The organism is Pseudomonas wuhanensis (assembly GCF_030687395.1).
In the GTDB taxonomy this organism is placed as follows: domain Bacteria; phylum Pseudomonadota; class Gammaproteobacteria; order Pseudomonadales; family Pseudomonadaceae; genus Aquipseudomonas; species Aquipseudomonas wuhanensis.
Genome location: NZ_CP117430.1, coordinates 6,335,387 through 6,359,544 on the forward strand (window position 1 = coordinate 6,335,387; position 24,158 = coordinate 6,359,544).

The following is a 24,158-nucleotide window of genomic DNA, read 5'->3' on the forward strand; positions in this document are numbered from 1 at the left end:
AAAACTCATCATGACCAAAAAACTGTTCAACCACCCAGTCAAAGCACTGGCACTGGCACTGGCACTGGCCCTGGCCCTCGGCCTCTTCAGCTCCATCACCTTCGCCGCCGACGCACCACTGAAAGTCGGCACCACCGCCGCCTTCGCCATTCCCCTGGAAGCAGCCGTAGAAGAAGCCAACAAACAAGGCCTGAAAGTTGAACTGGTGGAGTTCAGCGACTGGATCGCCCCCAACGTCAGCCTCGCCTCAGGCGATATCGACGTGAACTATTTCCAGCACATCCCCTTCCTGGAAAACGCCAAGGCCGCCGCCGGGTTTGACCTGGTGCCGTTCGCCCCAGGCATCATCAATAACGTCGGCCTCTACTCGAAAAAATACAAAAGCTTCGACGCGTTGCCCGAAGGCGCCAGCGTGGCCATCGCCAACGACCCGATCAACAGCGGTCGTGGCCTGCAACTGCTGGCCAAGGCCGGGCTGATCACCCTCAAACCGGGCGTCGGCTACAAGGCCACCGAAGAAGACATCATCGCCAACCCGAAGAAAATCAAAATCCTTCAAGTCGAAGCCGTGCAACTGGTGCGCGCCTACGACGATGCGGATCTGGTCCAGGGTTACCCGGCCTATATCCGTCTGTCGAAGACCTTCGATGCCAGCTCTGCCCTGCTGTTCGATGGCCTCGATCACAAGGAATACGTGATCCAGTTTGTGATCCAGCCGAAAAGCAAAACCGACCCGCGCCTGCTCAAATTCGTCGACATCTACCAGCATTCGCCGGCCGTTCGTGCGGCGCTGGATAAGGCCCACGGCAAACTCTATCAAGCCGGCTGGGAAAGCTGAGTATGACGGCCGCTATCCAACGGCGACTGGAACTTCCGGAGCCACATAACGCCACACAAACCGAACTGCACCCAGACCTCAATCGCGCCCACCTGCGTTTCATCGGCCTGGGCAAAACCTACAACGGCCAGCAAGGTCCGGTGGCGGCCTTGCACGGCATCGACCTGGCGATCCAGCACGGCGAAGTGTTCGGCATCATCGGCCGCAGCGGCGCCGGCAAGTCGTCGCTGATCCGCACTATCAACCGCCTCGAACAACCGAGCAGCGGGCGGGTGCTGATCGATCAGGTCGACATCGGCGAGTTCGGTGAAGACCGCCTGGTGGCGCTGCGACGGAGGATCGGCATGATCTTCCAGCACTTCAATCTGATGTCGGCCAAGACGGTTTGGCAGAACGTCGAATTGCCGCTGAAAGTCGCGGGTATCCCGAAGCAAAAGCGTGAACAGAAGGTCCGTGAACTGCTGGAACTGGTCGGCCTGCAAGGCAAGCAAAAGGCATATCCGGCGCAGCTTTCCGGCGGGCAGAAACAACGCGTCGGCATCGCCCGCGCCCTGGTGCATGACCCGGAAATTCTGCTGTGCGACGAGGCGACCTCGGCCCTTGATCCGGAGACCACGCAATCGATCCTCGGCCTGTTGCGCGAGATCAATCAACGGCTGGATTTGACCATCGTGCTGATCACTCACGAGATGGCGGTGATCCGCGATATCTGTGATCGGGTGGTGGTGTTGGAGCACGGGCGAATCGTCGAGCAAGGGCCGGTCTGGGAAGTCTTTGGCAACCCGCAACATGAGGTCAGCAAGACCTTGCTCGCACCGCTGCAACACGGTCTGCCGCAAGAGCTGCAAAGCCGCTTGCGTCCACAACCGCAGTCTTCGGATGCCGCTGTGGTGCTGCGTTTGCAATTCACCGGCAGCGCGAGCGACGAGCCAGACCTGGCGGCGCTGTTCAGCGCCCTCGGTGGCCGCGTGCGCTTGCTGCAAGGGGGCGTGGAACGGATTCAGGGGCATGCGCTCGGGCAATTGCTGCTGGCTGTGACCGGTTCGTCCCTCGGCACCGAGGAATTGCGTCAGCGCGCCGGCCACTGGGCGCAACAGGTGGAGGTGCTGGGTTATGTGGTTTGATCGGTTGCTTCAGGGTTTTATCGACACCTTTTTGATGGTGGGTGTGTCGTCGCTGATTGCGTTGTTGGCGGGCATTCCGCTGGCGGTGATTCTGGTCACCAGCACCAAGGGCGGGATCTACGAAGCACCGGCGCTGAACCGCGCATTGGGCGCGTTCGTGAATCTGTTTCGCTCGATTCCGTTTTTGATTTTGATGGTGGCGTTGATTCCGTTCACGCGGCTGATCGTTGGCACTACTTATGGTGTTTGGGCTGCCGTGGTGCCGCTGACCATTGCGGCCACGCCGTTCTTCGCACGCATTGCCGAGGTCAGTTTGCGCGAGGTCGACCATGGGTTGATCGAAGCGGCGCAGGCGATGGGCTGCCGACGCTGGCATATCGTCTGGCATGTGCTGCTGCCCGAAGCGCTGCCGGGGATTGTCGGTGGCTTCACCATTACCTTGGTGACCATGATCAACTCCTCGGCCATGGCCGGGGCGATTGGCGCTGGTGGGTTGGGCGACATTGCTTATCGGTATGGGTATCAGCGCTTTGACAGCCAGATCATGTTGACGGTGATTGTGTTGCTGGTGGTGTTGGTGGCGGTGATTCAGTTGGGTGGGGATCGGTTGGCTCGGGGCCTCAACAAGCGCTAAGCATGGTGGAGGTCGCAGGCTTTTGTGGCGAGGGAGCTTGCTCCCGCTCGATTGCGCAGCAATCGCAAAACCTGCCCCCCCGGTTTATCTGACCCACCTCATGGAATGGCTTTGGGGCTGCTTCGCAGCCCAGCGGGAGCAAGCTCCCTCGCCACAAAAGCACCGCTGCCACAGTTAATGACCCACTCCAGAAGGGAATTTTTCGCACAGGTAAATCAGAGTGCCAGCAGGCCAGATCCCTTTGACGTGAGCTTCGAAGATGCCCAGCTCTATGTGGCGGATCTGTTGCGCTGCGCCTCGGTCACGGCGTATCAGTGTGGTGATCAACTCAAGGGCGCCGATCGGGCATTGGTGTTTTCTGTCTGGCATTTTGGTGGCTGTACGCTGGGCACCCTCGGGCGCACCGGTTTTCCTATTGACCGGCCTACTAACCTGCGTACAGCCGCCACCCAACAACCCGCGAATGGCTGCGCAGCAGCCCCCGGCTTCATGGCGTATATTCGACACATCCCCATTGCCTGCGCAGCCAACCATGAAACAGACTCCCGCCGATCTGGAGCAGATCACCTCCACCACGTTGGGCCATTACAACGCGGTGGCTGAAGACTTCCGTGAAGGTACTCGCGATCACGATGTCAGCCAGAACATCGATGCCCTGCTGCGACATATTCAGGGTGAGGCGCCGTTCACCCTTCTCGACTTTGGCTGCGGCCCTGGCCGTGACCTGAAAACCTTCACGCGCCTAGGCCACATCGCAGTCGGCCTCGACGGTTCGGAAAAGCTTGCGCAGATGGCGCGCGAAGACAGTGGTTGCGAAGTCTGGCAGCAGGATTTTCTGAAACTCGATTTGCCGGCCGAGCGGTTTGACGGGATTTTTGCCAATGCGGTGCTGTTCCACATCCCGAGTCAGGAGTTACCGCGAGTATTGAAGCAACTGCGCGAGGCGTTGAAGCCGGGTGGGGTGTTGTTCAGTTCCAATCCGCGAGGGGAGAATCAGGAAGGCTGGAACGGGCCGCGTTATGGCGCGTATTACGATCTTCAGGCGTGGCAGGAGTTGCTGACTGAGGCGGGTTTTGTGGAGCTGGAGCATTACTACCGGCCGGCGGGGCTGCCCCGGGAGCAGCAGCCTTGGTTGGCGAGTGTTTGGCGTAAGCCGGTGTAGTCTGACAGGACGCCATCGCGGGCAAGCCCACTCCCACAGGAACCGAGTTGTCCAGGCGAACGCGATCCAATGTGGGAGCGAGCCTGCTCGCGATGACGCAAGCGTTCGCCCTTACTCTCCCACAGGGACCGAGTTTGCCCGAACGACTCGATCACTGTGGGAGCGGGCTCGCCCGCGATGAGCGCGCAGCGCTCGCCTTACTGCACCTCTTTCTTCGGCTCACGAACCTTGTACCAAGCCACGTACAGCGCCGGCAAAAACAGCAGCGTCAGCAACGTCGCGATGATGATCCCGCCAATCATCGCGTAGGCCATCGGCCCCCAGAACACTTCCCGGGCAATCGGGATCATCCCCAGGCTCGCTGCCGCCGCCGTCAACAAAATCGGTCGGCGCCGATGTTCCGTGGCCTGCACCACCGCGTCCCACGGCGTATAACCACTCTTCTCGAAAGAGTCGATCTGGGTCACCAGAATCACCGAGTTGCGGATGATGATGCCAATCAGCGCCAGAATCCCGAGGATCGCCACGAAGCCCATCGGCGTGCCGGTCGGGATCAGCGCCAGCACCACACCGATCAGCCCGAGCGGCGCGACGCTGGCCACCAGGAACAGCTTCTGCACGCTGTGCAACTGGATCATCAGGAAGGTCGCCATCAAAAACAGCATCAACGGCACGACTTTGGCAATCGGCCCCTGGGCCTTGCCGCTTTCCTCCACCGTACCGCCAGTGGCGACTTTGTAGCCGACCGGCAAACTGGCGGCGAATTTGTCGATGTCCGGTTGCAGCTGTTGCACCAGATCGGTCGGCTGAATCTCGTCGCGCACGGCAGCCTTGATGGTGATGGTCGGTTTACGATCGCGACGCCACACCAGCGGCTGTTCGAGTTCATAACGCACCGTGGCAAATGCCAACAGCGGAATCGAGGTGCCGCCGGGGGTGACGATCTGCAGGTTTTGCAGCGTTTCCGGGCTGCCGCGCTCGGCATCTTCGGCGCGACCGACCACATTGATCAGGTAGATATCGTCATCGACCTGCGTCACCGGCGAGCCGACAACGATGCTGTTCATCAGGTTCGCCACGTCTTCCGACGACAGCCCCAGTTGCCGCGCCTTGTCCTGGGCGATGTCGATGCGCAGCACTTTGCCCGGCTCGTTCCAGTCGTAAATGATCTCGCCGATGTGCGAGTTCTTATCCAGTTCGGTGGCCAAAGCAATAGCGTGTTTGCGCACCTGATCGATGTCTTTGCCGCTGACCCGGTACTGAATCGGCCGCCCCACCGGCGGGCCCATTTCCAGGGCCTGGACGTAACTGCCGACACCGACGAACTCTTCACGCAGGCGCTTTTGCAGACGTGCCGTCAGGGCCGTGCGTGACTCCAGGCCTTTGCTGACGATCACCAGTTGCGCGTAGTACGGGTTCTGCAATTGCTGGTCGAGGGGCAGGTAGAAACGGATCGCCCCTTCACCGATGTAGGTGCTCCAGCGCACGATGTCCGGGTCGCCCTTGAGCGTCGCTTCGAGCTTATCCACGACCATGCGGGTTTCGGCGATCGAAGCGTTTTGCGGCAGGTTCAGGTCGACGAGAATTTCCGGGCGGTCCGAGGACGGGAAGAACTGGCTCTGCACGAACTGCATGGAAAACACCGAGAGCACAAACAGCGCCACGGTGATGCCGATGGCCCACCAGCGATTGCGCATCGCCCAGAGCAACCCGCCATTGAACGCCCGACCGATGCGCCCTGGCTCTTCGTCGTGAGGTTTCACATTGGCGCTCAGGATATGCACACCGAGCACCGGGGCGAACAGTACGGCGACGATCCACGACACCAGCATGGCCACCGCGATCACCGCGAACAGCGTGAAGGTGTACTCACCGGCGGAGCTTGCGTTCAAGCCGATCGGCACGAAACCGGCCACGGTGACTAGCGTGCCGGTGAGCATCGGGAACGCCGTCGAGGTGTAGGCGAAGGTCGCCGCTTGCTCTTTGGTTTCGCCCATTTCCAGGCGCGTAACCATCATCTCCACCGTGATCATCGCGTCGTCCACCAGCAGGCCGAGGGCGATGATCAGCGCACCGAGGGAAATCCGCTGCATGGTGATGCCGCTGTATTCCATGAAGAGGAAGACCATCGCCAGCACCAACGGAATCGAACACGCCACCACCAGCCCGGCGCGCACGCCGAGACTGATGAAGCTGACGATCAGCACAATCACCACCGCCTCAAACAACGCACTGGTGAAGCCGCCGACCGCTTCTTCCACCACTTCAGCCTGGTCGGAAACGTTGTGCACGCCAACACCCACCGGCAGGTCGGCCGTCAGCTCGTCCATGCGCAGGTGCAGTGCCTTGCCGAAGTCCTGAATGTTGCCGCCCTTCTTCATGGCGATCGCCAGGCCAATGGCCGGCTGGCCGTTGAAGCGAAACTCCGGGGTGGCCGGGTCGACGTAGCCACGGCTGATGTTGGCGATGTCGGCCAGGCGGTAGAAGCGATCGTTAAGCTTCAGGTTGACGTTGGCCAGGTCTTTCTCAGAGACGAATTGCCCTGAGGTGCGCACCGAAATCCGCTCCGGACCGGCCTCGATCACCCCGGCTGGGGTCACGGCGTTCTGCGATTGCAGGCTCTGCACCACCTGGCGTCGATCGATGCCGAGGGCGGCAAGTTTGCGGGGGGAGAAGTTCAGGTAAAAGACTTCATCCTGCTCGCCGATCATCTCGACCTTGCCCAAGCCCGGGACTTCACGGATTTCGGCACGCACCTGTTCCACGTAATCGCGCAACTGGCGCATCGACAGGCCGTCGGAGGTAAAGGCATACACCGAACCGAACACGTCGCCGAACTCATCGTTGAAACCCGGCCCTTGCAAGCCCTGCGGGAAGTCGCCGCGAATGTCGTTGATCTTCTTGCGCACCTGGTACCAGATTTGCGGAATGTCCTTGCCGCTGGTGGTATCGAGCAGGTTAACGAAAACCGTTGATTCGCCGGGGCGGGTGTAGCTTTTCACGTAATCGAGCGAGTCGAGTTCTTCGAGTTTTTTCTCGATCCGGTCAGTGACCTGCTTGAGGGTTTCCTCCTGGGTCGCGCCGGGCCAGCGGGTCTGGATCACCATGGTTTTGATGGTGAACGACGGGTCTTCTTCGCGCCCCAGGTTCAGGTACGAGAACACGCCCATCAGCAGCGCGACGAACATCAAATACCAGACAAACGACTGATGCTTGAGGGCCCATTCGGATAAGTTGAAACTCCCTTTCATTGCGGGCTGCCCTCATCGATTTTCACTTTCTGCCCCGGTTTGAGGCTGTTCACACCAGCACTGACCACCCGCTCGCCGGACTTCACGCCGTTAGCCAGGACCACCGTGGCATCGGTCCGGCTTATCAGGCTGACCTCCCGTGGCGCAACGGTTTGCGTCTGCGGATCAACGACCCAGATCCGCAACTTTCCATCGACTTCCTGCAGCGCGCTCACCGGCAGTTCGAGGCGTGGCTTGATCGCGGAGCTCAGGGTCACGCTGATCGCCGTGCCGAGGCGAAAGCCTGGCGGTGTATCGGTCAGGCTCAGGCGGGTGCGACGGGTACGGGTCGCACTTTGGGCCTGGGGCTCGATTTCACGCACGACGGCGGTGCTGGTGATACTCGGGTCCAGTTGCGAGGCGACCTGAAACACCACATCGGCAGGCAATTGATCGACCAGGGTGTCGGGCAAATCGATCACCGCTTCCTTGATGTCCGGCTGCGCCAGGGTCACCACTTGCTGGCCGGCCGTCACCACCTGCCCGGCTTCAGCGTTCCACGCGGTGACGATGGCTTTGTGATCGGTGCGCAGCTCGACGTAGTTGAGTTGATCTTTCGCCTGATCGACTGCGGCCCTGGCTTGATCGAGGGAGGCCTGGGTGGTTTTAAGATCGGTCTGGGCGATGTCCAGTTGCGCCTGGGCGCCGACTCCGCGATTGAACAACTCCTGCTGACGCCGGGCGTTGGCCTGAGCGTTGATGAGCTGCGCCTGCACCCGTGCCAGATCACCTTGAGCGGAGCGCAACTGGTTCTGTTGATCGGTGGGATCAAGGGTGGCAAGCAAGGCGCCCTTCTGCACTTCGGCACCGACATCGACGTTACGGCTGGCGATACGCCCCGGCACCCGGAAACCGACGTTGCTTTCGTAACGGGCCTGAATGCTGCCGGCAAACCGGCCGAGGTCTTCTTGATTGAGCGCTTTCACCTCCACGGACAACACCGGCCGAACCGGTTCTGGCGGCGCTTCCTCATTGGAGCAGGCGACCAGTAGTGCAGCGGCGGACAACAGCAACAGGCGCTTCATGGCTGGGCTCCTGTCGTTGGCGTCTTATAGGTGTTTTCGACGATCTCCACCTTCACGCCCGGATGCAGTAATTGGCCGCCTGCGGTGACGACTTTTTCGCCACCGCTGAGGCCGGCGCTGACAATGACTTTGCCGGTCAGATAACGGCCGACCGTGACCGTATGCAACTGCGCCTTGCCCTCGGCGTCCACCAGCCAAACGGCCGGGTCACTGAGGTTTTTGGTCAGGGCCGACCAAGGCAGTTCTACCGCGGTTTTGCCGACTGGCTTGGCGGTGGCGCTCACTACCGAGCCGAGCTGCATGCCCTCGGGAAGACTGTCCAGGGTGACTTTGACTTGTACCGTGCCGGTCTGCGCGGACACTGCCGGCGTGACTTCCCGAACGGTGCCCGTGGTCTTGATCTTCGGATTCTCGAGCAGACTGACCACAATCGATCTATCCGACGGCGGCTCGGCCAGCAGCGATTCGTAAACGTTGAACACCGCGTCACGTTCACCATCCCGGGCCAGGCTGAAAATCGGCACCGTGGCTTGCACCACTTGGCCAACTTCGGCCTGGCGCGCGGTAATCACGCCTGGCGCATCGGCAATCAACGCGGTGTAGCTCAGTTGATCACGGGCGTTGGCCAACTGCGCCTGAGCAGCGGTCAGCGCGCTCTGGCTGCTGCGCAAGGCGGCTTGGGCGGAGTCGTATTCGCTCTGGCTGGTGTAGCCCTTGGGCAGGAGTTTTTGTTGGCGAACGAAGGCGGCGGCGGTTTGTTTGACCCTGGCCTGTTCGGCAACGACCTGGGCCTGGGCCGAGTCGACATTGGTTTGCAGGTCTTTCGGGTCGAGTCTGGCCAGCACTTGTTTGGCCGAAACCCGGTCACCGACATCGACCATACGCTGGATGATCTTGCCGCCCACGCGGAACGACAATTCGGTTTGAACTCGCGCCTGGACGTCGCCGGTGAGGGTCACCGCGGCGGCGTAATCCGATGGCTTGACCTCTTGCACGAAGACTCGCGGGCGGTCCTTCTCGACGGGCTTTTTATCGCCACAGGCGGTCAGCAAGGCGATTAGGCTCAGGCCAACCATTAATTTCAATCCGGGACCCGCCATGCAGACTCCTTTGCGTTGTACCAACGTGCCAGTGACGATACGACTGTGAGCTTAGAACAGGGTTCCACGTCTGCACGAGCGATCCTTATACTCCATTGATCGTTCCCATGCTCTGCGTGGGAACGCCGCCATGGACGCTCTGCGTCCACTGTGACGCGGAGCGTCACGGGATGCATTCCCACGCGGAGCGTGGGAACGATCAATGAGGAACTCATGCTCAAAACCCTCGCGGTGGCCAATTACCGCTCGATCAATAAATTGGTGATTCCGCTTGGCCGGCTGAACCTGATCACCGGCCCCAACGGCAGCGGTAAATCAAACCTCTACCGCGCCTTGCGCCTGCTGGCGGAAACCGCTCAGGGTGGCGTGGTCAATGCGTTGGCACGCGAAGGTGGGCTGGACTCGACGTTCTGGGCCGGCCCCGAAAACATCACCCGACGCATGCGCAACGGCGAAGTCCCGATCGAGGCGACCGTACGACACGGCGCCAAACGCTTGCGCCTGGGGTTTGCCGGCGAAGATTTCAGCTACTCGATCGCGCTAGGCCTGCCAGAGCCAAGTCGTTCCGCGTTTTCTCTGGACCCGGAAATCAAAAAGGAATGCATCTGGTCCGGGCCGTTCTATCGCCCGGCCAGCCTGCTGGTGGATCGCGACGGCCCGATGATTCGCGCTCGGGTCGGTCGCGGCTGGGAAGTGCTGGCGCAGCACACGCCGAACTTCGACAGCCTGTTCGATCAGGTCGGCAGTTTTCGCACCTCGCCGGAAGTCATGCAGTTGCGTGAGTTCATCCGCCGCTGGCGCTTCTACGATCACTTTCGCAGTGACGCCGACGCGCCAGTGCGCCAACCGCAACTGGGCACCCGCACGCCGGTGCTGCACCACGACGGTCGCGACCTGGCGGCAGCCTTGCAGACCATCATCGAAATCGGCGATCCCGAGGCATTGCAGGCGGCTATCAGCGATGCCTTTCCCGGCGCGCGGCTGAGCATCGAACCGTTGCAGGGCGGACGGTTTGCGATCGAGTTTTATCAGGAAGGATTGTTGCGGCCGTTATCCGCCGCCGAGTTGTCGGACGGGACGTTGCGTTATCTGCTGCTGGTCGCGGCATTGCTGACCCCTCGCCCACCGACGTTGATGGTGTTGAACGAGCCGGAAACCAGTCTGCATCCGGACCTGCTGCCGGCGTTGGCGCGGTTGATCATTCGGGCGTCCGAGCAGTGTCAGGTGTGGGTGGTGTCTCATGCGCGGCGCTTGATCTCGGCGTTGCAGCAAGACCCGGAATGCAATTGCATTGTGCTGGAGAAGAACTTCGGCCAGACCGGGATGGTCGGGCAGCGGATACTGGATGAGCCGGCGTGGTACTGGCCGGATTAGACGGTGCCTGATAAACCTCCATCGCGGGCAAGCCCGCTCCCACAGGGTTCAGTGTGGACGCAGATTTTGTGTCTACTGAAGATCATTGTGGGAGCGGGCTTGCCCGCGATGACGGCCGAGAGATCGCCGCAAAGGTTAGAGACTCACCCCTGCCACTTCCCACCCTCGACAATCACGCTCTCCGGCTTGGTGTCATCGCTCAGCTCTTTACGCACATATTGGTCATACAGCTTGAGCAGGTACTTCTCCTCACCCAACTTCGCCAACTCCACATTCACCCAGTCGCGCAGTTCGATATTGCCCTTCTTCACTGCCGGCGCAATTGGCGCTTCAGCACCCAGTTTGTCCTCCAGCACGCGGTAACCCGGGTTCTGCTTGGCCCAACTGAACAACACCAGATTGTCCTGCGCATAAGCGTCGCCACGACCATTGGCCAGGGCTTGCAAAGACTCGGAGTTTTTCTCGAACTTGAGCAGTTTCCAGTCCGGATGATTCTTGGTCAGCCAGATATCCGCCGTGGTGCCCGTGGTCACGATAGTCGTGCGGGTCGCAAGGTCATCGAGGCTCTTCACTGAACTCGCCAGCGGCACCAGTGCCTGCACCGCAACCTTGAGATTCGGATTGGTGAAGTCCACGGCTTCCTTGCGCTCCGGAGTGACGGTCATGTTGGCCAGGATCAGGTCGACCTTGTCGCTTTGCAGGAACGGAATCCGGCTCGCCGGCTCCACCGCCACGAACTCGACCTTGTTCTCATCGCCCAACAGATCCTTGGCGAATTGGCGACCGATGTCGGTATCGAACCCCACGTAGCGCCCGGCCTCATCGACAAAACCGAACGGCGGTTTGTCGGTGAAGACGCCGACGATCAGCTTGTCCCGGGCTTTGATTTTTTCCAGATACCCGACCGGTGCGGTGCTGACGCTGGCGACTTTCGGCTTCGTCGGTTCTTCGGTTTTGTTGCAGCCGGCCAGCAGCGCCAGGCCGAACAGCGGGAGTAACAGCAGAGAAGACTTGGCAGTTTTCATGGCAGTTCCAGTTCCTTTGTTTGAGTCGTTTTGGGTAGTGCGGCGACGTAGGAGAACTTCTCCAGGAACTGCTGCGCTCGTGCGGTTTGCGGGTTCGTAAAGAAAATCTCGGGTGGGTTTTGCTCAAGGATGCGCCCGGCATCCATGAACACAATGCGATCGGCCACGGCGCGGGCGAAGGCCATTTCGTGGGTGACGATCAGCAGCGTCATGCCTTCGCGGGCCAGGCCCTGAATCACCTCGAGCACTTCCTTGACCATTTCCGGATCGAGGGCGGCGGTGACTTCGTCGAAGAGCATGACCTTGGGGTTCATGCACAGCGAACGGACGATGGCGATGCGTTGCTGCTGGCCGCCGGAGAGCTGACGCGGGAAGGCGTCGCGCTTGTCCAAAAGCCCCACACGCTCCAGCAAAGCCTCCGCCTGAGCGCGGGCCTCACGGCGTTCGCGTTTTTGCACCTTGAGCGGGCCGAGCAACAGGTTGTCGAGCACGCTCATGTGCGGGAACAGGTGGTAGCTCTGGAACACCATGCCGATCTGCTGACGCACTTCGCGCCAGTCGGTGCCCTTGTCCAGCAACTCGCGCCCGGCAAAATTCAAGCTGCCGCTGTGAGCGATTTCCAGGCCGTTGAGGCAACGCAGCAAAGTGCTTTTGCCACAGCCGCTGGGGCCGAGGATGACGATCACTTCGCCAGGCTTTACCTTCAGATCAATGCCGTCGAGCACCTGCTGTTCGCCGAAAAACTTGTTGAAACCCTTGAACTCGATCAATGCATTCATGCTTGCGTCCAGCGCCGCTCCAGCACACGCGAGGCGGCTGACAGCGGGTAGCAGATGAAAAAGAAAAACAGGAACAGCGCGCCGTAGATCAGCACTGATTCGTAGGTGCGCTCGATGATCTGTTGGCCGACTTTGATCACGTCCACCACGCCGATCAACACCGCCAGGGAACTGGTCTTGATGATGCGCGTGTAGACGTTGATGGTCGGCGGCGTCATGCGTTTCAGCGCTTGGGGCAACAGCACGTAGCCGTAGAGTTGCGGACCGTCCAAACCGATCGACAACCCCGCTTCACGCTGCCCGCGCGGCAACGAATGCAACGCACCGCGTACCACTTCACCGACTTCGCTGGCGCCCCACAGCGACAACACCAGCACCGCGCACCAGAAGCTCGGAATGCTCAGCCCGAGAAAAATCGGCAGGCCGAAGAACAGCAAATACAGCCAGACCAGCACCGGGATCGCCCGGAACAGTTCCAGATAAATCCGCAAGATTGAGTTGAGCCATTTTGAATTCAACATGCACAACACGCCGTAGAGCACGCCGCCGACGGTGCTGAAGGCGATGCTCAGAAAAGAGATCGACAGGGTTTGCGCAGCGCCCTTGCCCAGTTGCGGCAACGACACCATGAGCAACTCAAGACCCGAACTGGCCATGCTGGAGCCTCCTTTCCAGACGGCTGAGCAGCAGCGACAGCGGCAAAAACAGCAGCACGCAGATCAGCGTCAGCACGGCGAGCATTTCGTAGGTTTTGTAATAGAGCGCGATGTAGCTCTTGGTGGTGTAGAGAATCTCCGGCACCGCCACCGCCGAGACCACGGTGGTTTCCTTGAGCAGGAAAATGAAATTGGCAAACAGCGACGGCAAACTGAGGATGCCGGCTTGCGGCAGGATCACGTAGCGCAGCAATTGCCCGTGGGACAGACCAATGGAGCGGCCGGACTCAAGTTGCGCCTGGGGCACCGCATCCACGCCGGCGCGCAGCACTTCAGTGAGGTAGGCACCGCCAAGGAAAGTCATGGTGATGATCGCCGCTGCGAAGCCCGAGACCTTGATACCCAGGGCCGGCAAGGCGAAGTAGACGAAGAACAACTGAATCAGCAGTGGCGTGTTGCGTGCCAGCTCCACGTACAGCCCGACCAGGCGTTGAAGGTAGGGGGGGCGAAACACCAGAATCGTCGCGTTGATCAGCGCCACCAGCAACGAAGTGCCGATGGCGATAAAGCCGACCTGCAGCGTCACGCCCACGGCGTTGAGAAACGCCGGCAGGGTGCTGAGGATAAAAGCGTAGTCGAAAGTCATTGAACATCCTGTACGCCGCTCGGTAAGCGACGATGGCGCAGTCCATGGGCAGTGGATAACCACCCGGCAGGAACCGACTTTAAAGGTATAAAAAGAACAATTTAAATACCGTTAAAGCATATTGATATCACGCAAAAAACTATCCTGCGGTTTTGCGGAGGCAGTGGAGGACGACTATTTTTCTTTGCGCTGTAGGAAGGATCTTTTTTTCAAAATACCCCTCCAAGGACGTACAGCTTTTGGCCAGACTCCCGGCCGAACCATCACAAGGAAGAGAAAAATGGCTGACGTAAACGTGCCACAGCGGCTGGATCCGCAGGACATCGTGAAATTGCTGGTGGCGTTGCGCAAGGCGTTGAAGGCCAGCGTGGCCTGAACGATCTTGAGGTGAGCAGGTTCCTCGGTGGCGAGGGAGCTTGCTCCCGCTGGAGGCCGAAGGACTCCCAAAGCGTTGGCTGGGTTTCTGATCGTTCCCACGCTCTGCGTGGGAATGCTGCCCGGGACGCTCTGCGTCCCATCCAAAAGCCGAACGCGGAGCGTCCGTTGAGACATTCCCACGCAGAGCGTGGGAACGATCACGCCGACGCTGTATTAGCCGTCGGCGTTGAAATCTGGAAGGAGTTCGAGACTGCGATCGATCAGAACGCCGGCAGTACCGCGCCGCTGTATTTCTTGGCGATGAATGCTTTCACTTCAGGACTGGTCAAAGCCTTGGCCAGTTTCTGGATGGCAACGCTGTCCTTGTTGTCCGGACGAGCCACCAGGAAGTTCACGTAAGGCGAATCGGCACCTTCAATCACTAGCGCATCTTTAGCCGGGTTCAGGCCCGCATCCAGCGCGTAGTTGGTGTTGATCATGTCCAGATCGACCTGATCCAGAACACGCGGCAGCATGGCCGATTCCAGCTCCTTGAATTTGAAGTTGTGCGGGTTCTTGGCGATGTCTTTCGGTGTGGCCACGGCGTTTTTCGGGTCTTTCAACTCGATCAAGCCTGCCTTTTGCAGCAGGATCAGGGCACGGCCGCTGTTGCTGCCTTCGTTCGGGATGGCGATGGTTGCGCCGTTTGGCAGGTCAGCCAGTTTTTTGTACTTCTTCGAGTAGCCGCCGAAAGGTTCGACATGCACGCCGATCACGGTCACCAGATTAGTGCCTTTGCCTTCGTTGAAGTTTTTCAGGTACGGCAGGGTCTGGAAGTAGTTGGCGTCCAGACGCTTCTGGTCGACCTGCACGTTCGGCTGAACGTAGTCGGTGAAGACTTTGATCTCCAGGTCCACGCCTTCTTTGGCCAGGGTTGGCTTGATCAGTTCAAGAATTTCAGCATGTGGAATCGGCGTCGCCGCAACCACCAGTTTCTCGCCAGCCTGGGCCAGGCCCGCAGTCAGGGCAGCCGCCAATGCGGTGAACAACAGAACCTTTTTCATGCAGTGTCCTTATCGAAAAATCACGGTCGTCATCGACGACGGGCTTGTTTAGTACGAGTGCCAGTGAAGTGCCATCGGTGGCGTGACGCGGACAATACCGGGATTTTTTATTCCCGAACAATATCTTTTATTCACTTTCATATTCCATTTTGTTCATGCAACCGCCGCTCCCACGTAGATTGCGCTTCGCGCCTACAAGAGCCCGGTGTCTTTGAGCAGTTGTTTCAAGGTCTCTTTTTCGGTGGAGGAACCGTTGGCGAGGATTTTTTTGAGTTGCTGCTCGATCTGCACCAACGACACAGGCACCTCGGGCAGATTCAGATGCTCCGGCAAAATCTCATCGCCGGTACTCACCAACAGCGCAAAGTGAATGACGTTCTCCAGCTCCCGGGTATTGCCCGGCCAACTGTGCTGCTCCAGCAGATGCTGCGCGGCTTCGCTGATCAATGGCACCGGCAGGTCGAGGCGTTGGCTGTAGATGCCGAGGAAGTATTCGGCCAGCGACAGAATATCGCCCACCCGTTCACGCAAGGCCGGCAGTTCGAGTTGGCCTTCGCTGAGGTAGTGATAAAGCCGTTCATGGAATTTCCCGGCAGCCACCGCCTGAGCCAGATCAATGCTGGTGGCGGCCACCAGACGTACGTCCACCGGGCTTGGCTGCTGAGCGCCGACGCGAGTGACTTCGTGGTTCTCCAGGGCGGCGAGCAACTTGATCTGGATTGGCAACGGCAAGTCCCCGATCTCGTCCAGATAGAGCGTGCCGCCATTGGCCGAACCAAACCAGCCAGCGCGACTGCTGGCCGAACCGCTGTAGCTGCCGGCGGCGTAGCCGAACAGTTCAGCGTCGGCATAGGTCGGGCTGATCGCCCCGCAATTGACTGATACAAACAACCCGCTGCGGTTACTGGCGCGATGGATGTGTCGCGCCAGCAGTTCTTTACCACTGCCGGTTTCACCGCGGATCAACACCGAGATCGAACGTGGCGCCAGTTGTTCCAGCTCCTGGCGCAACTGCCGGGAACGCGGATCGACGAACACCAACGCCTTGGCGCGAATGCTCAGCGGGCTTTTTTCCGCGTCAGGAAAGGTCAGCAGCGGCTGACCGAAGGTTTCATGCAAACTCATGGCAGACTCCCGCCCAAAACCGCCGGGAGACGGGGGCGTTCTAAATCAAGGAAAAAGGTTCAAGCGCGGCGCAGGGCGTGTTGCTCCATGCGGTTTTGCAGACGATAGAGGTATGCAAAACCCTGTTCCCAGCGCTGGTGACCGGACTTCACGTTAATGTGCCCGGCACCCGATAAAATCCCCGCCTCGGCGCCCCAGTTGCGCGCCAGTTCAAGCGCACGTGGCGCGCTCACGGCGGCGTCGTTGTCAGAGCTGACGACCTGGCTGGGGAACGGCAGCAAATGGGTCGGAATCGGCGCGAAATTGCGCAGGGCTGGCGCGCAAGCCGGACGCTCGACATCCGCCGGTGCGACCAGCAACGCGCCGCGCACCTGACGCAAAAAATGCAGCGGCGCCGTGGCTGCCCAATGGGCGACGGTGATGCAGCCCAGGCTGTGTGCGATCAGAATCACTGGCGTGCTGTCGGCGGCGATCGCCTCGGCCAGTGCCGCGACCCAGTCCTCACGACGAGGCGTCAGCCAGTCGGCCTGCTCCACCCGCGCACTGTTTGGCAGGCTGTTCTGCCAGTGACTTTGCCAATGATCTTCTGGCGATCCTTGCCAGCCCGGCACAATCAGGTAGCGAATTGATTCGTTGCGCATGGGGGAGCTCTCCTGCTGCGTGTCTGTTCCTGATCGAGTATAGGGAGGAGAGTTATATTCGTTAAGGAATAAGAAGCTATTTATTAAGACCCATATAGAATAACAGACCAATCACCTGATGTGCGGGCTTGCCCGCTCCCACAGGGTTTGGTGTTTGTCCTGAATAAAAAAGGGACCGCACCCTGCCAAGGAGACGGCCCCGGAAACTCAAAATCTGTTTGCGCTGATCAACAATCCTTAAGCCGATGATTGGCGAAATCAGTCATCCAATAAAGGAATATTTAATTACTTTATTAGACCTAAATTGAATATATCAATCACCCTCAACAACCGCCGAACCATCGCTGCTTGCGTCACAACGTAGCGTCCCTTTGGGTCAAATTGATGACGAACGTTTTCGCCCTTGAGTTTCCGGAGGCGTTGCTCATACCTGAGCAGCACGCACCTGCTGTGGTTCTGTCGTTTCCTTTCGCACAAACCGGTTCGCCCGCCCGAACGTCCCGAAATCATTGAACCTCACACCCATCTCGCGCATCACCTCATGCGCCACCGGGACGGTCATCTGGCGGATGTAAAACGGCTCCTTCACCACAAAATGATGGATCCCGTGGCTGCTGCCGAAGTTGAAGCAGAACGCCTGCAACGGCCACATCCACCACGGGTTCAACACTTGGGTCTGCTGAATCACATTCCCCGGCTCCACATCCCCGTAGAAGTGCATGTTCGAACTGACAAAGTGCAGGCAAAACGTGCGTAACACGTTCGGCCCGATGATCACCACGGCAGCGATGTCTATTACCTGCATCACCGCCAAAGTAGTCGCGGACCATTCGATGGGCGCCCCCAGCAGATGCGCGATGCCGTTGGCAGCGTGAAAACCGAGGAACACGTACCACGCCCCCCAATGCACCAGCGCCAGTGGCGCATAGACTTTCACAGAACGCTTGAGGATGCTGAGCTTGTGCGCCCGGGTCTTGGCCCGCAGCAGGCGGATGAACGCCGACATCACGTTGTCGCCGACCATCAACAGCCGCGCGATGCCCCAAGGCTCACCGTTGGTGATCGCCCGCTCTTCCATGTCGGCTTCGGTGCCGGACACCTTGTGGTGGTTGAGGTGCAAATGGCGGCGGATCCAGGGGTTGATGGTGCTCGGTCGCGCCAGCCACACCAGGCCCATCATCAGGTTGTGCGGCACGCGCTGCTTGCGGAAATACATGCTGTGGATCAGGTCATGCTCCAGCTCGTGGGTCAGCGAGGCGAAAAACGCGTTGAGTAACAGGCATACCCACCAGGCCATGTACCCGGTGATGTACAGCGCTGCCGAACCGACCATCCCGGCCAGGGCGAAGGCCAGAATGCCCGCGCCCAAGGCGTCCTGATGATTGAGAATCGGGTAGCGCTGACGCAGTTCGACGCCCTTGGCCAATACCACCTCGCGAATATGCGCTGATCGCTGTGCTGCATTCAGTCGCTGGGGACTTGCAGAAGTACCGTCCATGCTTCCATCCTCTGGTTATTGATGTTCGCATCCTGCCCTGTGATGATTTACAGAGCGGTAGCCGTGAACGCCAACCTGTTGACCGGACGCGCCAATCAACATGACTGAACCGACCTCCCTCGCCAGCTGGACCCGCGCCCTGCGCAAGCAGCTCGACGCGCTGGGGTTCGACAGCACAGCCCTGTGCCAACAGGCGGGGCTCGACCCGCAGTTGATGGACGACCCGAACGCCCGTTACCCGTTATCCGGTACCACGCGCCTGTGGCAAATCGCGGTACAGGTCAGCGGCGATCCGTCGATTGGCTTGCGGGTGTCGCGTTTCGTCAGCCCCACCACGTTTCATGCGCTGGGTTATGCGTTGGTGGCCAGCGGCAGCCTGCGGGAAGTCTTCGAGCGCATCGTGCGTTATCACCAAGTGGTCAGCAACGCGCTGGATCTGGAGTTGATCCGCGCTGAGGATCGTTACTGCTTCCGCCTGAAAATCCCCCAAGGCAACCCCGCGCCCGCTTTCGAAGCCATCGACGCCTTCGCGGCGATTTACGTGCGCACCTGCCGCAATCGCCTGGGCCGGGACTACGCCCCCCTGGCGGTGTACTTGCGGCGTCCGGAACCTGCCGACCCGCATCAATGGCACAAAGTGTTCCGCTCGCCGGTGTATTTCAACGCCGATGAGGACCGACTGGAGTTCGCTCTGCTGGACTTCGACAGCCATCTGGACGACGCCAACCCGGAACTGGCCGAGCACAATGAAACCGTGCTCAAACGCACCTTGGCGCAACTCAAACCCCTGACCTGGGAGCGCAAGGTTCGCGACGCCATTGAAGAGCAATTGCCCGAAGGCGAACCGGCGGCTGAACGCATCGCCGAGGCGCTGCACTTGAGTCTACGCAGCCTGCAACGGCACCTGGCGGACGAAGGTTGTCGGTTCGATACGCTGCTCAACGAAAGTCGGGAAAACCTGGCGCTGCTGCATCTGCGCGACCCGCTGTGCTCATTGGGCGAAATCAGTTATCTGCTGGGTTTCGCCGACACCAGCAGCTTCAGTCGTGCGTTCAAACGCTGGACCGGGATGACGCCGGGGCAGTTTCGGGATGGGTTGCGGTGACAGATCCGAGAGGTGTTTTGTATGTTCCGGCCTCTTCGCGGGCAAGCCTCGCTCCCACAAGGTTTTCGGTTGCTCACAAAGCATTGACTCACACACGTCCACTGTGGGAGCGGGCTTGCCCGCGATAGCAATTTCTCAAACAACACTAAAACCGCTACCGCCCCCGATCCCGCCGCAACAGCTTGCGCACCCGCTTCACCAGCTCACTGACGGCAAACGGCTTTAGCAGGTAATCATCCTCATGCAATTCCAGCCCACGCAGGCGATCTTCGATGCCGTCCTTGGTGGTGAGGAGCAGCACCGGCGTGTCGCCGAGCTTGCGGATCTGCTGCAGCAACTGCCAGCCGTTGAGCCCCGGCAGCATCACGTCGAGGATGATCAGTTCGTATTCGCCGGATTCGATAAAGCGCCGGCCGTCCATGCCATTGAGCGCCACATCCACCGCGTAACTCGCTTCGCTCAGGCCTTTGGCCAGGAGACTGGCGGTCTCGGGTTCGTCTTCCACTAGCAACACACGCATGGCACACCTCGATTATCGTTGTCACAGGCTAGGCGCGTTCGCGGATAAAGCCCACCAATACCGTGGCGATCATTTTCAAATCACCGCCAACGCTCGCAACCGCTCGGCATCCAGTATCTCGATCTCGCCATACTTGAGATTCAGAATCCCTTGCCCCTGCAAATCCTTGAGGAGTTGGTTGGTGGTCTGGCGCGACAGCGACAGCATCGACGCCAGTTGCTCCTGGGGCAGTTGCAGGACACGCCGCGGCGGATCGATTTCGCCGTAGCCCTCGGCGATCATCAACAAGCGATGAGCCAGGCGCGCCGGAGCTGGCATCAGGCTGAGCTGTTCGAGGCTGATGAAGGTCAGGCGCAGTTTTTGGCTCATCAGCAACGCCAATTGCCGCCAGTACACCGGGTGTTCGTCGAGTAACGCCAGCAGCGTCGTTTGCGGAATGTGCAACAGGATGCACTGGCCAACGGCATAGGCATCATGGGTTCGCGGCTGGCCATCGAACAGGCAGATTTCGCCGAACCAGTGCGGCGGTTCCACCAGACTCAACAAGGCTTCCTTGCCCTGCTCGCTCACCGCGCCAATGCGCACCGCCCCTTCAAGCACTGCATATAGGCCGCACGGCGGATCACCGCGTTTGAATAGCAATTGCCCCGATGGCAGGCGCCGAACCCGGGCCGCAGCCAGCAGACTATCCTGTAAAGGAACAGGTACATGACTGAACCACTGCCCCGTATCCAGGCGCGAACGCCAAACCTGCATGTCCATGAAAACTCCTGGAGATTGTCGCCTGGCTGACAGAGCGAGAGATGAACCCGGGGCATCATCCATCACCCTACAGGAGGAATAACAATGAAAAGCCTCGTTGACCATCTCAGTCAATACGCCGCCTACCACCGTGACCCGCGCAATATCGCCAGCCACTTCGTGGGTATTCCGTTGATCGTGGTGGCGGTGGCCGTGCTGCTGTCGCGTCCGCAATGGGCCGGGGGCTGGCTGTCACCGGCAGTGCTGGTATCACTGGCGTCGGCGTGGTTTTACCTGCGCCTGGAACTGCGGCTGGGGGTGCTGATGACGGTATTACTGGGCTTGTCAGTCTGGCTGGGGCACGTGCTTGCGCAGCAAAGCACGCTGGTCTGGTTGGCCAGCGGCCTTGGAATGTTTGTGATCGGCTGGGCGATTCAGTTTGTCGGTCATCATTACGAGGGACGCAAACCGGCGTTTGTCGATGATGTAACGGGGTTGATTGTCGGGCCGTTGTTTGTGGTGGTTGAGTTGGCGTTTTTGCTCGGAATGCGGCATGAGCTGAAAGAGCAGATCGAGGCGCGGGTGGGTGGTGTGCGTTTGCGTCAGAAAAACGCAGCAACGTAGGACGCCATCGCGGGCGAGCCCGCTCCCACAGTGATCTGTGTCGTTCACAAATCCCCTGTGGGAGCGGGCTTGCCCGCGATGCTTTTGCTTTAGAGGTTGGCGACTTTCTGCCAGACCTTCGGTTTGAAGAACAACGTCTCACCCTTCGCCAATCCAACCAGGCTGTCGTGATCCTTCACCACTTCAGCTTCGATCAGCTCGCTCTGGCCTTCGACCTTCAGCGTCACCCGCGTGGTGGCGCCCAGCGGACGAATATCGCGCACTTCAGCCGCGTGGTGGTCTTCCAGTTCATGGCGCGACAGCGACACTTCGTGTGGGCGGAACAACACGTGCCGGTCTTCACCCAAATGCAGACGGTTCGAATCGCCGAGGAAGTGATAGACGAAATCGCTGGCCGGGTTTTCGTAGACGTCGCCCGGTGAGCCGATCTGCTCGATCACACCTTTGTTCATCACCACGATCCGGTCGGCAACTTCCATCGCCTCTTCCTGGTCGTGGGTCACGAATACCGAAGTCAGGTTGATGTCTTCGTGCAGCCGTGCAAGCCAGCGACGCAGCTCTTTACGGACCTTGGCGTCGAGGGCGCCGAAGGGCTCGTCGAGCAGCAAAACTTTCGGCTCCACCGCCAGGGCGCGGGCCAACGCGATGCGCTGACGCTGGCCGCCGGAGAGTTGTTCCGGGTAGCGATCGGCCAACCAGTCCAGCTGCACCATGTTCAGCAGCTCATGGACTTTCACCGCGATCTGGCTCTCGTTCGGGCGCTGGCTTTTCGGCTTCATGCGCAGGCCGAACGCGACGTTGTCGAACACCGTCATGTGGCGGAACAGGGCGTAGTGCTGGAACACAAAACCGACGTTGCGATCCCGTACATCATGGCCGGAGACGTCTTCGCCATGGAACACGATGTTGCCCTGATCCGGGGTTTCCAGGCCGGCGATGATTCGCAGCAACGTGGTCTTGCCGCAGCCGGACGGCCCCAGCAACGCCACCAGCTCGCCGCTTTGAATGTCCAGGCTGATGTTGTCCAGCGCCTTGAACGCGTGGAAGTTCTTGCTGACGTTACGCACTTCGATCGACATGACTTATTCCTCCGCGGCGCTGGCGCGCAGGCGGTTAATACGGTTTTCGCTCCACTGCTTGAGCAGCAGGATGAAGAGCGCCAGGATCAGCAACAGGCTCGCCACGGCGAACGCGGCCACGTGGTTGTATTCGTTGTAAAGGATCTCGACGTGCAGCGGCAGGGTGTTGGTCACCCCGCGAATGTGCCCGGATACCACCGACACCGCACCGAACTCACCCATGGCCCGCGCGGTACACAGCACCACGCCGTAGATCAGGCCCCATTTGATATTGGGCACGGTGACGTGCCAGAACATCTGCCAGCCATTGGCGCCAAGCAAACGCGCGGCCTCTTCCTCCTGGGTGCCTTGTTCCTGCATCAGCGGGATCAATTCACGGGCCACGAACGGCACAGTGACGAAAATCGTCGCCAGCACGATGCCCGGCAAGGCGAAGACGATCTGGATGTCGTGATCCTGCAACCACGGGCCAAACAGGCCCTGGGCGCCGAACATCAGCACGTAGACCAGACCTGCGATCACCGGCGATACCGAGAACGGCAAGTCAATCAGGGTCACCAGCATGCTCTTGCCGCGGAACGAGTATTTGCTCACGCACCATGCCGCGCTGACACCGAACACCAGGTTCAGCGGCACCGAGATCAGCACGGCGATCACCGTGAGCTTCAACGCCGACAAGGCGTCCGGTTCGAAGATCGCCGTGAAGAACGCACCCAGACCCAGCTTCAGGCCTTGGGACACCACGATGAACAGCGGCAGCAACAGAAACAGCGTAAAGATCAGCCAGCCCAGGCCAATCAGGATTCGCCGCGAAGTAGCACTGCCACGGCGGGCGGCGTTCGAGGAGGCTGCTGCAATAGACGATTGGGACATTTTTCGCGCCTCCTTATGGGGTTTCGATGCGCCGCTGCAACAAGTTGATCAGCAGCAACAAGACAAAGGAAACCACCAGCATCAGTACACCAATGGAGGTGGCGCCGGTGTAATCGTACTGGTCGAGTTTGACCATGATCAGCAGCGGCAGAATTTCGGTTTTCATCGGCATGTTGCCGGCGATGAAAATCACCGAACCGTACTCGCCGACCCCACGGGCAAAGGCCAAAGCGAAACCAGTCAGCCAGGCTGGCAGCAGCGCCGGCACCAGAATATGGCGGAAAACCTGCAACGGTTTTGCCCCCAGGCACGCCGCCGCCTCCTCCACTTCACGGGGGATATCGGCCAGTACAGGCTGTACCGTACGTACTACGAATGGAAGTGTTACAAAAGTCAGCGCCAAAGTGATGCCGAGGGGGGTGTAGGCGATCTTGAAACCCAGGTCCGCCGCGAACTGACCCACCAGGCCGGTGGGGGTGTACAGCGCGGTCAGCGCGATACCGGCCACGGCGGTGGGCAATGCGAACGGCAAATCGATCATCGCATCGATGACTTTGCGTCCCGGGAAGGTGTAGCGCACCAGCACCCAGGCCAGGAGTGTGCCGATGATGCCGTTGATGATCGCGGCATAGAGCGCGGTGCCGAAGCTCAGCTTCAACGCCGCCAGCACCCGTGGCGCCGAGATGATGGCCCAGAACTGGTCCCAGGTCAGTTGAGCGGCATGCACGAACATCGCCGCCAGTGGAATGAGCACAATCAGGCTGAGGTACACCAAGGTGTAGCCCAGCGTCAGCCCGAAGCCGGGTATGACGGGGGAGATACGACGCGACATAAAAGTCCTTGGTTGAGAACGCGCTAAGCCCCGACGGTGAAATCGG

23 protein-coding genes and 1 pseudogene are annotated in these 24,158 nt (G+C 59.9%); 8 read left to right on the forward strand and 16 right to left on the reverse strand.

The features are described 5' to 3' along the window. Positions 1–10 precede the first annotated feature (10 nt). The 5 genes and pseudogenes from PSH88_RS29190 (at position 11) to PSH88_RS29205 (ending at position 3,758) form a co-directional block, all read left to right on the forward strand. Positions 11–838 carry a MetQ/NlpA family ABC transporter substrate-binding protein gene (locus PSH88_RS29190; RefSeq protein ID WP_305424224.1) on the forward strand — a complete coding sequence of 276 codons (828 nt, stop codon included), beginning with the start codon at positions 11–13 and terminating at the stop codon, positions 836–838. Positions 839–840: 2 nt separating this feature from the next. Beyond that, a complete protein-coding gene (locus PSH88_RS29195) occupies positions 841–1,962 on the forward strand; it encodes a methionine ABC transporter ATP-binding protein (RefSeq protein WP_305424225.1) in 1,122 nt (373 codons plus the stop codon). Beyond that, positions 1,952–2,596, forward strand: coding sequence for a methionine ABC transporter permease (locus PSH88_RS29200; RefSeq protein ID WP_019581723.1), 645 nt, complete (start codon positions 1,952–1,954; stop codon positions 2,594–2,596). Before PSH88_RS29195 ends, PSH88_RS29200 begins: the two co-directional genes overlap by 11 nt. Before the next feature lie 105 nt (positions 2,597–2,701). Next, positions 2,702–2,965, forward strand: a pseudogene (locus tag PSH88_RS30660) (hypothetical protein); the annotation flags it as partial. Between the two features lie 163 nt (positions 2,966–3,128). Further along, positions 3,129–3,758 carry a class I SAM-dependent methyltransferase gene (locus tag PSH88_RS29205; protein ID WP_305424226.1) on the forward strand — a complete coding sequence of 210 codons (630 nt, stop codon included), beginning with the start codon at positions 3,129–3,131 and terminating at the stop codon, positions 3,756–3,758. Between the two features lie 197 nt (positions 3,759–3,955). Here PSH88_RS29205 and PSH88_RS29210 read toward each other — a convergent pair whose 3' ends face one another. From PSH88_RS29210 to PSH88_RS29220, 3 genes are read right to left on the reverse strand one after another with little or no spacing between them, the layout of a single operon-like run. Further along, positions 3,956–7,009 (reverse strand): efflux RND transporter permease subunit, encoded by a 3,054-nt coding sequence (locus tag PSH88_RS29210; protein ID WP_305483432.1) that lies wholly within the window; start codon positions 7,007–7,009, stop codon positions 3,956–3,958. Then, on the reverse strand, positions 7,006–8,073 hold the full coding sequence (locus PSH88_RS29215) for an efflux RND transporter periplasmic adaptor subunit (RefSeq protein ID WP_305424227.1): 1,068 nt from the start codon (positions 8,071–8,073) through the stop codon (positions 7,006–7,008). The genes PSH88_RS29210 and PSH88_RS29215 overlap by 4 nt, the downstream gene beginning before the upstream one ends. After that, positions 8,070–9,173 (reverse strand): efflux RND transporter periplasmic adaptor subunit, encoded by a 1,104-nt coding sequence (locus PSH88_RS29220; RefSeq protein WP_305424228.1) that lies wholly within the window; start codon positions 9,171–9,173, stop codon positions 8,070–8,072. The genes PSH88_RS29215 and PSH88_RS29220 overlap by 4 nt, the downstream gene beginning before the upstream one ends. A 213-nt stretch (positions 9,174–9,386) precedes the next feature. Between PSH88_RS29220 and PSH88_RS29225 the strand changes: the two genes are divergently transcribed. After that, complete coding sequence (locus PSH88_RS29225) at positions 9,387–10,547, forward strand: AAA family ATPase (RefSeq protein WP_305424229.1); 1,161 nt, start codon at positions 9,387–9,389, stop codon at positions 10,545–10,547. Between the two features lie 143 nt (positions 10,548–10,690). Here PSH88_RS29225 and PSH88_RS29230 read toward each other — a convergent pair whose 3' ends face one another. The 8 genes from PSH88_RS29230 to PSH88_RS29265 form a co-directional block, all read right to left on the reverse strand. After that, positions 10,691–11,572, reverse strand: a complete 882-nt coding sequence (locus PSH88_RS29230; RefSeq protein WP_305424230.1) for a transporter substrate-binding domain-containing protein — start codon at positions 11,570–11,572, stop codon at positions 10,691–10,693. Next, positions 11,569–12,351, reverse strand: coding sequence for an amino acid ABC transporter ATP-binding protein (locus tag PSH88_RS29235; protein ID WP_305424231.1), 783 nt, complete (start codon positions 12,349–12,351; stop codon positions 11,569–11,571). The genes PSH88_RS29230 and PSH88_RS29235 overlap by 4 nt, the downstream gene beginning before the upstream one ends. Further along, entirely contained in the window at positions 12,348–13,007 is a 660-nt protein-coding gene (locus tag PSH88_RS29240; protein ID WP_305424232.1) for an amino acid ABC transporter permease, read from the reverse strand. The genes PSH88_RS29235 and PSH88_RS29240 overlap by 4 nt, the downstream gene beginning before the upstream one ends. Next, entirely contained in the window at positions 12,988–13,653 is a 666-nt protein-coding gene (locus tag PSH88_RS29245; RefSeq protein ID WP_305424233.1) for an amino acid ABC transporter permease, read from the reverse strand. Before PSH88_RS29245 ends, PSH88_RS29240 begins: the two co-directional genes overlap by 20 nt. A gap of 638 nt (positions 13,654–14,291) precedes the next feature. Further along, complete coding sequence (locus tag PSH88_RS29250; protein ID WP_305424234.1) at positions 14,292–15,074, reverse strand: MetQ/NlpA family ABC transporter substrate-binding protein; 783 nt, start codon at positions 15,072–15,074, stop codon at positions 14,292–14,294. Positions 15,075–15,266: 192 nt separating this feature from the next. Beyond that, a complete protein-coding gene (locus tag PSH88_RS29255; protein WP_305424235.1) occupies positions 15,267–16,199 on the reverse strand; it encodes a sigma 54-interacting transcriptional regulator in 933 nt (310 codons plus the stop codon). Positions 16,200–16,258: 59 nt separating this feature from the next. Continuing rightward, a complete protein-coding gene (locus PSH88_RS29260; protein ID WP_305424236.1) occupies positions 16,259–16,840 on the reverse strand; it encodes an alpha/beta hydrolase in 582 nt (193 codons plus the stop codon). A 424-nt stretch (positions 16,841–17,264) separates the two neighbouring features. Beyond that, entirely contained in the window at positions 17,265–18,338 is a 1,074-nt protein-coding gene (locus PSH88_RS29265; RefSeq protein ID WP_305424237.1) for a fatty acid desaturase, read from the reverse strand. 100 nt (positions 18,339–18,438) lie between these two features. Between PSH88_RS29265 and PSH88_RS29270 the strand changes: the two genes are divergently transcribed. Further along, positions 18,439–19,443 (forward strand): AraC family transcriptional regulator, encoded by a 1,005-nt coding sequence (locus PSH88_RS29270; protein WP_305424238.1) that lies wholly within the window; start codon positions 18,439–18,441, stop codon positions 19,441–19,443. Positions 19,444–19,597: 154 nt separating this feature from the next. Here the strand turns inward: PSH88_RS29270 and PSH88_RS29275 are convergent, their stop codons facing one another. After that, complete coding sequence (locus PSH88_RS29275; RefSeq protein WP_030131593.1) at positions 19,598–19,963, reverse strand: response regulator; 366 nt, start codon at positions 19,961–19,963, stop codon at positions 19,598–19,600. Between the two features lie 75 nt (positions 19,964–20,038). Further along, on the reverse strand, positions 20,039–20,725 hold the full coding sequence (locus tag PSH88_RS29280; RefSeq protein WP_305424239.1) for a Crp/Fnr family transcriptional regulator: 687 nt from the start codon (positions 20,723–20,725) through the stop codon (positions 20,039–20,041). 84 nt (positions 20,726–20,809) lie between these two features. Between PSH88_RS29280 and PSH88_RS29285 the strand changes: the two genes are divergently transcribed. Then, entirely contained in the window at positions 20,810–21,328 is a 519-nt protein-coding gene (locus tag PSH88_RS29285; protein ID WP_305424240.1) for an Mpo1 family 2-hydroxy fatty acid dioxygenase, read from the forward strand. A gap of 89 nt (positions 21,329–21,417) precedes the next feature. Here PSH88_RS29285 and PSH88_RS29290 read toward each other — a convergent pair whose 3' ends face one another. From PSH88_RS29290 to cysT, 3 genes are read right to left on the reverse strand one after another with little or no spacing between them, the layout of a single operon-like run. Further along, a complete protein-coding gene (locus PSH88_RS29290) occupies positions 21,418–22,407 on the reverse strand; it encodes a sulfate/molybdate ABC transporter ATP-binding protein (protein WP_305424241.1) in 990 nt (329 codons plus the stop codon). A gap of 3 nt (positions 22,408–22,410) precedes the next feature. Then, the gene (gene cysW, locus PSH88_RS29295; RefSeq protein ID WP_305424242.1) at positions 22,411–23,280 is read right to left on the reverse strand and encodes a sulfate ABC transporter permease subunit CysW; all 870 of its coding nucleotides are present in this window, start codon (positions 23,278–23,280) and stop codon (positions 22,411–22,413) included. Between the two features lie 13 nt (positions 23,281–23,293). Continuing rightward, positions 23,294–24,112: a sulfate ABC transporter permease subunit CysT gene (cysT, locus tag PSH88_RS29300; RefSeq protein WP_033058556.1), complete on the reverse strand. Its 819-nt coding sequence runs from the start codon at positions 24,110–24,112 to the stop codon at positions 23,294–23,296. Between the last annotated feature and the right edge of the window lie 46 nt (positions 24,113–24,158).